The organism is Fibrella forsythiae, from assembly GCF_017353175.1.
Classification (GTDB): Bacteria; Bacteroidota; Bacteroidia; order Cytophagales; family Spirosomataceae; genus Fibrella; species Fibrella forsythiae.
Window position 1 is genome coordinate 880,990 of the sequence record NZ_JAFMYW010000001.1, and the last position, 13,008, is coordinate 893,997.

Below are 13,008 nucleotides of genomic sequence, written 5' to 3' on the forward strand. Positions count from 1 at the left end.
ACAGACTTTTCTTTTATAAAAACGAAAAATGCAGCGAATTATGGACGAAGCAGGAGAAAATTACGTCGCGCTGCAAGTTGATTTGCGCCGGCCATGTCATCTCGTCTGAAACGCACGTTCACCAGCCGGCATGCTGGCAAAAAAGGCAGGTGCCAGTTGATCTGTGATGAAACGGTTGCTCTTCTTCCGGCTTACCGCGCCACCAGCATCCGTGTTGAAAACCGCTGATCGCCAGCCTGAAGAGCAACCACATACGTACCGGCAGCCAGTGACTGAACATCCATCGCCAACGCCCGGTCTGACAACCGGTTGATGGGCACGCCCATGACCCGGCCAGACGGGTCGACCACCTGCAGGTTACTGACCCCGGCCAGCAGGACATCGCCTTCCAGGGTAACCCGGTCAGACGCCGGGTTCGGATAGAGCCGCAACGCAGATGCCAGGGGTTCCGTAGCCGTAATGAGTTGCTGGAAAATGGGGACGATATCGAAACTCTTCTGCAATACCGACGTCACCTCCGGTTTACCCGCGCCCAGCCAGTCGGTCAGCAGCGCGGCGTAGACCTGCCGGAAGTCGGTCTGCATTTTGATGTTGTTGTTATCGAGATCCGAGAGGTTGGGGTTCTTACCGATCACTGTGGTCTTCACACCTTTCCCGAAAACAAACAAGGGGGCCGCCACGCCATGATCGGTGCCATAGCTGGCATTGGAAATGGCCCGGCGACCAAATTCCGAAAAGGTCATACCCGCCACCCGGTCTTCGGTACCCTGCACGCGCAGGTCATCCTGAAATACCTTGATAGCGTCGGAGAGCGTCTTCAACAGTGTTGCGTGTGCCCCCGTCGTGGTATCGGTGGTCGAGGTCTGGCTGGCGTGGGTATCGAATCCGCCAATGGTCACGTAATACACCCGCGTTTGCAGGCCACCGTGAATCAGCCGCGACACGATCTTGAGCTGATCGGCCAGGCCGTTGCCGGTTGGGTACGTGACCAGATTTTTGCCTTTCGCCGCCGCCGCCTTGATCTGCGACGCGTAGGCTACCGACGACAGTTGCTGCTGCCGGATGTACGTAATATGCTGACCGGCCGGCGTATTGGGCGGCGGCGCCAGATCGATGGCCGGTTTATCGCCTACCAGTTGGGCAAACGTGTCGGGGTTCGGAATAGCCACAGCCATTGGCCCGCCCGGACCGGCAAAAGCGGTTGAGGTGATGTAGCCGATCTGAATGGCCAGCGGGTCAGGTACGTCTTTGGTTGGGTACCCCGTAGGATAGCCGGGCCATTCGGCGTCCAGATAACGACCCGCCCAGCCGGTAGTCAGCACCTGACTGGAATCGGCACCGGTAAACCAGATATCGCTGGCGCGGAAGTGCGAGAAGTTGGGCGTCGGGTACGACACGCTGTGTACGATCGATACCTTCCCCTCGTTATACAGGCTTTGCAGACCCGTCATCGACGGATGCAGCCCCGTCTGCAGGTTCCCTGTCAGTTTCAGCACCTTGGCTTCGGGCAGGGCAATGTTGGTTCGCAGGGCCGTGTACTTGCTCATCTGATCGAGCGGCACCACCATGTTCAGCCCGTCGTTCCCGCCGTTCAGCTGAATCATCACCAGCACCCGGTCGGTCGCCGTAGCCAGTTGAAGCAGCGTTTGCATGAACGCCGAATTGGGAGATCCAAACGCTTTTGCCCCAAACCCATCAATAAAAACGGGCAGCAGCAACGAAGCAGACGCATGTTGAAGAAAATGTCGACGATCCATAGGGGAAGATTGGGGATTTCGGATTGTGGATTTCGGATTTGCTTCGCTTGGTTTCATGACTGGTGATAAGCAGCGCAAATCCCCAATCTGAGATCCCCAATCCGAAATCCGGTTAGCAAACCTGATACTCAGCCAGGCGGAACATGTATTGCAGGGTGGTATTCAGTTTTGTGTTGACGGCCATCTGCTTGTTTTTGTTGGTGGGGTCGCTCATATAGGTCTGCCATTCCAGGTTCCATTCATAGCGCGGTAAGCCCGAGATCAGTACGTTATCGATCAGGAAATCGCGTTGCGATTGGGTCATATCTACGGCAAAAAACAGGGCCGACCACTCATCGATCAGCTTTACCGGGTCTGATGGGTCCGACGTCAGCTTTGCCAGCGCAATCAGGTCGAGCACCAGCTTATCGACACCGTATTTAACCGTTCCGGCCGTCAGTTGATCGGTAAAGTAACCGCGTAACGCCAGCGTCGTGCTGTTGATCCAGAGATCATAGAAACCGGTGTCGTAATACGGTCGCCAGCCAAACACCGTCGGCTGGTCCATGATGTTCTGTTGCTGTTCAACGTTTCTTGCCTGAACAAAAGCCATCAGTTGCGCAAAGCCGCTCTGGTTCGTCACGGCATCGGGCGCTTTAATGCCGAAGTAGCGCAACGTACCCACGTTCAGTTCCAACGGCGATTTTACAATGGCGCCGCGCAACGCATCGTCGAAAAAGTGTTGACTCGTCAACATCGTGGTCACGACCGGTTTTATCTCGAAACCGCCCTGCCTGAATTGCAACGCCAGAGGCTCAATGAAATTCTGCTCGATATCAGCCGTGATTGTTGAGTTAATGAACCAGCGATACAGCTTCCTGACAATGAACCGCGACGCCTCGGGCTGAGCCAGGATCATATCGACCAGCTCGCCCAGCTCCGTATCACCCGCCGTAGTACCGGTTCGGCCTTTGATGACCTTATTCTGGTACGCTGCCGAAAACACCTTGTCGGTGCCGTCGTGCTGGGCCGACCGGAAGGTCGTTGAAATATCTACGCTGGTCGTGCTGCGGTAGCCCACATCCGTCCAGCCGGTAAGTACGCGGGCGGCGGCTTTCACGTCGTCTTCGGTGTAGTTGCCTACCCCGATCGTAAACAGCTCCTGCAGCTCGCGGGCGTAATTCTCATTGGGTTTGCCGACCACGTTCTGGTTCCCGTTCAGGTAGCGCAGCATGGCCGGGTCTTTGGTCATGTCGATCACAAACGCCCGGAAATTCCCGACCGCATGCGACCGCAGCACCGTGTTTTGCCGGTACATGTAGCGGGCATCGGCAACCACCCCGAACGTGGATACAAAGTGGTTTTGCCAGAACACGACCATTTTTTCCCGGAGCGACGGGCCTTCGTTCACCATCAGGCCCAGCCACCAGTACTTGGTTGCATTCTGCCAGGCCGTTGCCTGCACCGTATCAAACGCCAGCGTGTTGAAGGGCTTCAGCGTCGCGGGGTCGACCGGCGGAGTTGGCGTTGCGGGTGTCGTCAGTAGCGTCGTTACGGCGGCTTGCGGCGTCAGCCCGGTAAACTGCCTGATCTGGGCGGGCGACGGGCCAAAGGTAGCCCGCCTCAACAAGTGCGCCGCCTGTTGACCGGTTAAGGGTTTACGGTAGGGGTCGGTTAGGGCCATATACTTCGGAAACGTAGAATTACCCAAATATTGCCAACAAAAGCCTGATCGTCAGTATTAATTTTTTTTAATCAGGCACACAATTGCAGGTAGTTATCAGGTACGCGGGAATCGTTTACCTATGTGTAGCTGACGGGACGTAAACTACCCATGTTGTGGGTCGATGGGCCGCTCCAGTTTTTATACGAAAACCCTGCTGAACCAAAAAACAGGTTTCCCCGTACGTACCCGCATCCATCAATCAACACACATTCCCCCGTCTCCCAGCCCCAGGTCTTACTCCTCCCGCTTCCTAATACATTTCCCCGAAATCCTCAATTCCTCCGTACCTTTGTACTAAATGTTTACGAAAAGCCTTTGGCAACGCTTATTTTCTTCCAGTAACGCCCTCCCGCCCGACCTGACTGTCCCCTGGCAGGTCGACATGCACTCGCACCTGCTTCCCGGCCTCGACGACGGCGTCACCAGCCTCGACGAAACCCTTACCTGCCTGCGGCAACTGGCCGACTGGGGCATCCGCAAAGTCATCACCACGCCTCACGTCAGCCGCGACTGGTATCCGACCAGTTCAGCCGCCATCCAGCAGGGCCTCGCCGATGTGCGGGCGCTCATCGCCGAACATCAGTTACCCATCACCATCGATGCCGCGGCGGAATACCTACTGGACGACTTCTTTCTTGACCTGCTGAACAAGGGCGATCTGCTCTCGTTTGGTGACAAGCGCTACCTGCTCGTGGAGACGGGCTGGTCGGCACCGCCCTTCCAACTGGCCGATATCCTGTTCCGGATTCAGACCCGTGGATACGTACCTGTGCTGGCGCATCCCGAACGGTATAAATACTACCATACCGACCGCGACGCACTGGCCAACCTGCGGGAAACCGGTTGTCTGTTTCAACTCAACTGGATGTCGCTGAGCGGCCGTTACGGCTCACAGGTAGAGAAACAGGCACGCTTCCTCCTGCAGCAGCAATGGGTCGACTTCATCGGCAGTGACCTCCACCGCCCCGGCGACCTGAAAGCCATGGCCCGTCTACTCAACGCCAAAGACCTGGCCATGCTGGAGCAGCAACCCCTACTGAATACGATGTCTTTAGGATAATGGCTTAGCTATAATCAACGTACCTGTACCTACGGACATTTGGTCCATCCAGGTACGTTGACGTGCAGCGAATAGACCTGCTATTTAAGCGAGACGTTATCTAACCCGCCCCGATCGGGACCAAACCGAAATTCACCTCGTATTTTCAGGCTAGTCAGGTGGCCCAAAACTTGTTGGATATCTGCCTTTGTTGCGGCCTTTTTCTCATTTTTCCAGCCACTCAACTCGTCGAGTTTCACCGAGTAGGCTGTCCATGTCGTAGAAGGATTACAAGAAGTGTTGTATGTTAACGTAATAACGCCATCAGACATCACTACATCGTCTGAGGTAGTTGCTTGTGCATCTACAGCATCCTGTTCAAGCTCAAAACTCAGGGTTTTTCCATACCCCTTCTTCGATGCGTGAAGTAAGCTGTCTGAGGCCATGAAAAACCAAGCATCAGTTGATTTATCAATTCCATAAAGGTACCCTCCCGGATTCCCTCCCGTTTTACTGTATCCACCCTTGGCTGCGGCGTTCACAGTCCATCCCTGACTGTCTGTTTCAAAGTTTTCAAGGAAAGGCAGTGAAGCCTGAGGACGAATAAAAGTTGAAAAATCCTGGCAACTCATACTAAGAAGAGGCAGTAAGCTATAGACCAGAGCAATTCGTTTACTTGATTTTTTGGGTAGTTGTTTAAACATGTACACTCGGTGATGAAGTTTGTTACGGTAGCAAAGTTGTCATATGACAATTTCATCACAAAGTTAGTTGGGAGTTGTGTAACAGCACCTATAGCGTTGATAATCAACCTTAATATTTATTTAAAATCACATAATACACAGGCGTAGCTACTTTATGTTGGTGATTAATTGGTAATACATGCCCTTTGGCCAGACATCTATGATAATCAGCTTTCATAAGACACACTGAATTTTATGGCTAGTGACGTGCGCTTAGTTGGGGGCTTTTAACAAAAAAATCGAAATGCCTCAGGTACGTTACGTAATGTACCTGAGGCATTTCGATCACTTGATAATCAAGAAAGCTCTGGAATAACTGAGTGCTCTATGTTTACACTACTTCCGAGGGCTCCACTTCGCGCGGCTTTTTCACGCTGGACAGCGGATAGCCACTGTCAGCAAATTGTCGTAAACGCCCCATAAACCGGCTCAAGGTCACCTGCTTGTCCAGGTTATTCTCCGCATACTGTCGGGCATTTCTCCGGTAAACAGTCAGATCACTTGACAAAGCGGCACGAATCCCTTCGACCAACGCCTCGACTGACTCCGGCTCAATCAGTAACCCCATCTTGTACCGGTCAATCACTGTGTGTAAGGTAGTTTCCGGTAAAGCCGAAACAAGCGCACAACCGCCCGCCGCCAGAATACCGGTCAACTTGGACGGGAGCACCAGATCAGACGCTGATTTCTTCTGGAGCACCAAGTGAACATCCGCTGTAGCCAGCAGGGCAGCCAGCTTTTTGTAAGGTTGTAATGGATGAAATCTGACGTTGGTCAAACCATAGTGTGCAACGAGCGCTTCAAGCTTGTCTTTTCCCCCACCCGACCCGACAATTAGAAATTTCACCTCAGGTTGAGTCACAAACGCCCGGGCCGCCTCGATGATCAGATCTAATCCCTGCTTTTCGCCTAAACTACCCGAGTAGAGCATCACCTTGTCTGACCCTGACAGACCTAACTCGGTCCGTAACGATTGAGACCTCGGTAGTGGTTTGATCTGCTCGCCATCAACCCAGTTTGGGAATAAAACACAGTCGCCCTGCACTACCTTTTTATGAGTCACCTTCAGCACCATGCCTTCACTGATTGTAGAGACAACTGTACAGTTTTTCAGAATGAACGCCTCTACCCGGAACATAATGTCCAGAAACCGTTTGTTTTTGATCATTCCCAGATCTTTAGCCATATCAATTTGCAGATCCTGAATGTGGCACCACAGCGGAACACGGCGCAGTTTGCTATAGAAAACCGGTATCAATCCGAGGTGGAAGGGAGGCGACAGGCAAATAACCACATCATACCGTTTCCCGAAGAAAACAGGAATCCAGAAAAACAGGCTACTCAGCATAAACGAAAACTCGTGCAGAATGCGCTTCGCTGACGTCACGGTTTTGGGTACGTAAAACGGGCATCGATGGACGTTAGCGCCATCGATTTGTTCAGTGAACCACCACTTCCCCACATGGGAATCGTGTACCGACCATTCGGGATAATACGGCATTGTAGTAATTACATCGACCTGCTGCCCATCCTGAGCCAGCCAGCTACCCATTTCACCTGTGTACTTACCAATACCAGTCAGTTCGGGAGAATAGTTGATGCCGTAGATCAATATTTTCATACATCATTACTTAAATAAATGACACCTAGTCCATACCAAACGAATTAAGGCAATTAGGCCTAATCCAGTACATGCGCCAATAATCCCCCAAGAAATATCTCCCCAATCAAAGTGTCTAAAGGGCAACATAAGTTGTCCTATTTCCGCAATACTTACGACAGCGATTAGTACCAGCAACATCGCCAGCCAACTAGCCCAGGTACGCTTACCCAATAGCAACCATAGCCCACAGCAGATGCCAAGTAAGCCAAGGGGGATCGCTGTTCTAATATTCATATTTGCCGTGTTGTCCGTCCATTGAGTGATCCAACGAGGCAAAAAACCATAAACGCCTAAATTGGGCGTAGGCAGCCAACTTAGAAAGCAGATAATTATGATCCCAACGCCTAGTATAAATAGAATCGGGACGTGTCGCATAATACCAGTTAGAAGAAGTTCTTAGTTGAAGAAGAGTATTTCGGCTTAACAGAAGATAGCTCTTTTGTTTTTAAAACAATAAAATACTCATATATAGCTTGGAGAAGTGCATAGGTCATACCAGCATGACCATCTAGAAAACCCCGGCGCCAAATGGCTAGATAAAACCATTTAATTAAAGGACGACCAGGCATCTTATAGAAAATTCCTTTCTGATGATAACGACGTTCGCTAAAATCCTTACTAAATAATGCTTTCTGTAATGAAAAAGAGGTGCCTATATTGATATCCTGCATACGCATAGAAGCTTCTAAATCAGCATAGCCTAAATGACGCTGCCACCAGTACCGGAAGCCTTTACTAAACGGATAATGATCCAAAAAACCATCCAATCGCAAAACATCTCCATTCGGTATAGAGATCGGATTTACAAGCCGCTCATATCGCATTTTTGAAGGACGAAACAAACGCATATAGTACGGAGACATTTGTGCGTGTTTCAACCAAGTCCCATTCCAGGCAAAATCTCTACGCTGTATTTCGAAAGCAGCAATATTGTCGCTCATTAATCGAGTTCTGAGTAATGCATCCTTTAACTCAGGTGAAACTCGCTCATCAGCGTCTATATATAGAACCCATTCATACTTGAACGGTATATTAGAAAGACCCCAATTTTGATGGGAAGACCAATTATCAAACTTGCGCTGTGTAACTAATGCACCAGTGCTATCTGCAATTTCCAAAGTTCTGTCATCACTGAATGAGTCAAAAACGTGAATATCATCACACCAAGACACAGATTCTAAACAAGCAGGGAGATCTTGTTCCTCATTTTTGGTAAGTACGAGTACTGAAATCATAATTTCAAAACGTTTTTCAATATTTCAGTCAATTATATCAATATTAAGAATCTTTCTTTCCTTAAGTGGTTTACAAGGATGACCAGCACAGACTGACCAATCAGGAATATCTCTTGTCACCAAAGACCTAGCGCCAATCACAGCCCCATCACCTATTTTTACACCAGGCATTATCCATGTACCAGCAGCGATCCAACATTCACTCCCAATGACAATGTTATCCCATATCAAAGGCATATACGGATGGCTATAGTTATGACTTCCGGTACATAAATAACTATACTGTGAAATAACAGTCATTGAACCAATAGAAACGACTCCGTAATTATAAATTTCAGTTTGGCGGCCAATTGCGACAAAGTCATCAAGTATCAAATTCCATGGAATCCATATTTTCACACCTGGCTCAATTAAACAATCTTTACCAATCTTAGAGCCAAATAATCTCAACAATTTTATTCTTAATGAACTCGCTGGTCTAGGAAGTGGAGAGACTAAATACCAAACTATGTTCCAAATAAATCTAGAGTACTTCTCCTTCTTTGAAAATGGTGAAACACTTTTTTTTAAATCAATTTTCATATAATATTAAATATTTTAATTGGTTGACAAATTGGAAAACCTCAAATATTTGTGTAACCAAGACAGTCTATCTTCCAGAAATCGGGCGCTATATATTAATATTCTGATTGATAGTATTACAGGAATAGTATAACCGAGGGAAAACTTACGAATTTTTTCAGCTTCAAATAAGCCAAGATCCCTCTGAACAACAGACGCTCCTCCAAGCCTAAAAACACAAAAAGGCCTATTAATATATAATTTAGTTGAGCAAAATTTTAAAAAGTCCACAGTAAACTTATAATCAGCACTAATTTTGTAATTTAAATCAAATAGCAAGTTATTTGATTTTACAAGACTTAAACGATAAAACATTGCCTGATGATTGGCAAACATACCATACCAAAGGTATTTAGCATTCCTAGCTTTCTTGTAAAATTCAATTTCAGAATTTTCGTAGCATACGTAAGAATCACCATATACAAAGTCAATCACCCTGTCATCTTTACTAAGTTCCTTACTTAGTAGATCCAAGACATCATTAGTAGCAAAACGATCTCCACCATTCATAAATATTATGTAATCGCCAGTTGAATGAATAATGCCTTTATTCATAGCATCATAAAGGCCTGAATCAGGCTCACTAACAAAAAATTTAATATTTTTAATATATTTATTGATTATTAAAACTGTGTCATCAGTTGAATAACCATCAATAACAAGGTATTCAAAATTAGCGTAAGACTGATTAACAACACTTTGAAGAGTTCGTTCTATGTACGATTGTTCATTATAAACTATCGTAACAATAGAGAATTTAATGTTTCTCATAGCAGAAATAAACGAAATAAAATAATGCCACAATAAAGTTTAGTCCAACAATAATTCGTGGAATCTAGCAGCTGCTGCTTGAGCAGAAAATAGAGTATTATAAATATTTTTTGCGTTAACACTCAGTTCATTTTTATCGAAATCAGATAATTTTACCCAACTACTTAACAAATTACGCACGCCTTCATATGTATCCTTATCAACTAGTCCACCTTTACCTTGTATTGAGGTATAAATATTAATTTGATCCGAGATCAATACTGGTTTTCCACAGGAAAGAGCTTCAACAACTGCGATGCCAAAGTTTTCTTGATGACTTGGTAAAATAAAAGCGCAGCAAGAATATAACCCACCCCATTTAGCATCGCCAGAGAGCATATCTAAAAACAATATGTCAGTCTCAGAAGAAGCTTTATTCTTTAACCTAATACCGTAAGGAGAATTAGCTCCGGGACCAGCAATAATTAATTTTGGTAAATTTACTCCGTCAATCTTAAGTTTAATATATGCATCAATTAAAATATCTACCCCTTTTTTTTCATTAATTCTACTCATATATAATATATATTGTTCATCTTTAAAAGTATCAATTAATGACGTGAAAGCATGCTTCATCCCTAAATGAAACAAAGGGGCTTCAGGAATTCCATATCCTACATTTAATTCTTTTTTAGGACGATACAATGGAAAAGTCTTGCGAGCTAAATCAACTTCAAGTTCGCTTGTAAACAGAAGTCCATCAGCAGCAGCAACTACATGTCGTTCAAAAATAAACCAGTAAATATAATTTCGATAAGACTTAAATCTACGGCTATTTGAATTTTGAAACCAAGGGTCTAACATACCATGTGGCATTACATATAAAGAAATATTAGACTTCTTATTCTTTTGCTTATACTGTGTAACTGCTTGATAAGTAGCAAAGCAATGATAAAGCCAAAGACCATGAATGATTACTACATCATATTTGCACAGATAAAAATCAAGCCATTTTCTAAGTTTAGAGTTATAAACCCACGGACCTGATGGTTTACCTAAAGCATGAACTATAAATGGTTGATTAAGAACATATTCAGCATCAGAGTCGTCAAAACAAATTACCTCATTTGTGTGCCCATACTTTTCTAATTCCGGGATCATGTTACGGATACCCTGAGAAGGTCCACCAAGTTTTGGATTCATGCTTGGAATTACTCGTAAAATTTTCATAACAAGGCAATAGTTTAAAAATTGCAATTTAATATAAAACAACAATTAATCATTTGATGAAAAATAATCAGTTGTACAGATAATATTATTGTATATATCTTCGATAACCTTCAAAGAAAATTCTACGTTGAAACGTTTTGCGTTAATAACACCATTTTTAATCACTACCTGACGCTCAGAATCACTTAAATTAATTACTATATTAAGAATCTTTGAACTTTCTGAAGCCCAAGTACTAAACTGATTTATAGGACTCGGTCTACGTTTTATATAAAATCCTGCACTCCCTGCAACTTCGTTCATTGGAGCAGAATCAGTGGTAACGACTGGACACCCTGAGGCCATAGCTTCAGCAATAGGCCACCCAAATCCTTCTTCCAAAGATGGAAAGAAAAATACAGTCGCGCCCCTGTATGCGTTTACGACATCAGCATCTGTAATATTGGTGAGGAAATGAATATCGTTTGAATAATTTGATTTTTTTGCGACATCGTGCAGAGTAGTATCGGGTTGCGGTCCTATAAATACCAATGGCAGTACTTTCGAACATTCATTTCTCCAGCTATTATAAACTTCTATGACTCCAGTCCTATTTTTATACCATTGATTGCCACCAACATGAAGAATAAATCCGTCAAGTAAGTTTATAGAAAGTTTTTGCGATAGAATTTTTCTTGACTCGAAAAGATTTCCTGGGTAAAAAATAGGGTTAACATTATTATAAACGACCTTAGACAATGTAGGTTCATGTTCTAAAAAAGTATGAAGATCAATTTGTGTCTTTACTGATACAGAAATAAAATTATGTCCTTGTTTATAACCTCTCCTAATGAAAGACTGATAACATTTACCAGACCAGCCTGTTAAATTTTCTGGGATGAATCCTAGAGCCGATCTTTGGGCTAAAAAATCATGACAGTGAATTACATGAGCTCTATTTTTTGCAAGGGGTACCCATGGTCCTAATGCATTATCGGCAAATACTAATAGCACGTTTTTAGGAATAAAAAACAACTGAATCCAAGTCTTGAGGTAGAATATGATATATTGATCAATGTAACCAAGCCATTTCTTTATATTTTGAGAAAAAGGCAGATTATATAAAAATCCGCGTGGGGAACAAACGGTAACAACATGTCCAGATTCAGTTAAATACTTTTCAAGCATCTTAGCATACCGTGGCATACTTTGTGATCTAGAAAAATTAGGGTGTGTAAAAAGTAATATTTTCATAAGACAATTAAAGCTTATGTTTGAATGGTAAAACCCTTTGAAAGGCTTCTTTATTACCTAAAAAAAGTGCCTTACTTAAATCATAGTGATTGAATAACTTATAAAATAAAAATGATAAAACAAGTGAAAAAATCAGCCTTGTCATATAACTTGTTATTCCAAAAGAATCAACTAAAATCATTTGAATCGGTTGATGCAAATACATTACGATAATAGAAGCGCTACCAAGACTTGATAACACGTTACTCATCAATGGAAAATTGGAAATTTTCTTAGATAGAATTATTAAAAAAACAATAATAACAAAACTAGATATAATAGTAATTACTGGAATACCATAATATGCATTTTTCATATTCATATAATTGCCAGGGACGATCAAAATCCCTATCGAAATACATAGTAAAATGAGAAAATTCGAAATTTTAATTATATCAAAGTAATTTATGTTTTTACAAAGGTATCCAATGTAGAATATTGGCATTGCTACAAACGCAATATTAATACTCCAAGGCAACCAGAAGCCTGGAAAAATAATGCCATTAATATATCCAAATACCATAGAAATACACATTATAATACTTACATTTTTTTTATCAAATGATACGTAAAGCAGATTCATCACTTGTTGAACAAAAAAGAGACATGTAGTAAACCAAAACACACCAGTCCAACCTACAAGGAACTTTCCACCTAAGATTGGCCTTAAAACTGCCTCAACAAAAGTGTCTTTTCCAGACATAAAACAACTTATTTCTTGAGGAATGTATATTAAAATCATGAAAAATAGATATGGCACTAGTAGGTGAATTACTTTTTTTTTAAAAAAACCAATTAAATTGTCAGTAGGCTTAAATAGATATCCACTTACAAAAAAAAATAAAGGCATATGAAACAAAAAAATCATATCAACAATTTTTCCTTTAAAAATATGCCCTACTACTACAAAAAAAATTCCTATTCCTTTCAAAATATCTACCCACTTAATATTTGAATTATTCATATTAGAATCAAATTAATTTAAATTTTAAT

At 43.9% G+C, this 13,008-nt stretch carries 11 protein-coding genes; 1 reads left to right on the forward strand and 10 read right to left on the reverse strand.

The genetic code is table 11. The features are described 5' to 3' along the window. Window positions 1–191: 191 nt before the first annotated feature. Both J2I46_RS04220 and J2I46_RS04225 read right to left on the reverse strand, forming a co-directional pair. Window positions 192–1,757, reverse strand: coding sequence for a DUF1501 domain-containing protein (locus J2I46_RS04220; RefSeq protein ID WP_207327676.1), 1,566 nt, complete (start codon window positions 1,755–1,757; stop codon window positions 192–194). A gap of 112 nt (window positions 1,758–1,869) precedes the next feature. Beyond that, window positions 1,870–3,420 (reverse strand): DUF1800 domain-containing protein, encoded by a 1,551-nt coding sequence (locus tag J2I46_RS04225; protein WP_207327677.1) that lies wholly within the window; start codon window positions 3,418–3,420, stop codon window positions 1,870–1,872. Window positions 3,421–3,760: 340 nt separating this feature from the next. On the opposite strand from J2I46_RS04225, the gene J2I46_RS04230 reads away from it, so the two are divergent. Continuing rightward, on the forward strand, window positions 3,761–4,522 hold the full coding sequence (locus tag J2I46_RS04230; RefSeq protein ID WP_229379483.1) for a tyrosine-protein phosphatase: 762 nt from the start codon (window positions 3,761–3,763) through the stop codon (window positions 4,520–4,522). An 80-nt stretch (window positions 4,523–4,602) separates the two neighbouring features. Here J2I46_RS04230 and J2I46_RS04235 read toward each other — a convergent pair whose 3' ends face one another. The 8 genes from J2I46_RS04235 to J2I46_RS04270 form a co-directional block, all read right to left on the reverse strand. Then, complete coding sequence (locus tag J2I46_RS04235; RefSeq protein WP_229379485.1) at window positions 4,603–5,205, reverse strand: laminin B domain-containing protein; 603 nt, start codon at window positions 5,203–5,205, stop codon at window positions 4,603–4,605. Between the two features lie 370 nt (window positions 5,206–5,575). Beyond that, the gene (locus tag J2I46_RS04240) at window positions 5,576–6,865 is read right to left on the reverse strand and encodes a WcaI family glycosyltransferase (protein WP_207327678.1); all 1,290 of its coding nucleotides are present in this window, start codon (window positions 6,863–6,865) and stop codon (window positions 5,576–5,578) included. A 425-nt stretch (window positions 6,866–7,290) separates the two neighbouring features. Then, complete coding sequence (locus tag J2I46_RS04245; RefSeq protein ID WP_207327679.1) at window positions 7,291–8,142, reverse strand: glycosyltransferase family 2 protein; 852 nt, start codon at window positions 8,140–8,142, stop codon at window positions 7,291–7,293. Between the two features lie 24 nt (window positions 8,143–8,166). Next, window positions 8,167–8,724 (reverse strand): LbetaH domain-containing protein, encoded by a 558-nt coding sequence (locus tag J2I46_RS04250; protein ID WP_207327680.1) that lies wholly within the window; start codon window positions 8,722–8,724, stop codon window positions 8,167–8,169. Between the two features lie 15 nt (window positions 8,725–8,739). Continuing rightward, window positions 8,740–9,534 carry a glycosyltransferase family 2 protein gene (locus J2I46_RS04255; protein ID WP_207327681.1) on the reverse strand — a complete coding sequence of 265 codons (795 nt, stop codon included), beginning with the start codon at window positions 9,532–9,534 and terminating at the stop codon, window positions 8,740–8,742. A gap of 39 nt (window positions 9,535–9,573) precedes the next feature. Beyond that, complete coding sequence (locus J2I46_RS04260) at window positions 9,574–10,743, reverse strand: glycosyltransferase (RefSeq protein WP_207327682.1); 1,170 nt, start codon at window positions 10,741–10,743, stop codon at window positions 9,574–9,576. A 45-nt stretch (window positions 10,744–10,788) separates the two neighbouring features. Continuing rightward, entirely contained in the window at window positions 10,789–11,976 is a 1,188-nt protein-coding gene (locus J2I46_RS04265) for a glycosyltransferase (protein ID WP_207327683.1), read from the reverse strand. 7 nt (window positions 11,977–11,983) lie between these two features. Continuing rightward, window positions 11,984–12,979 (reverse strand): acyltransferase family protein, encoded by a 996-nt coding sequence (locus tag J2I46_RS04270; protein WP_207327684.1) that lies wholly within the window; start codon window positions 12,977–12,979, stop codon window positions 11,984–11,986. Window positions 12,980–13,008 lie beyond the last annotated feature (29 nt).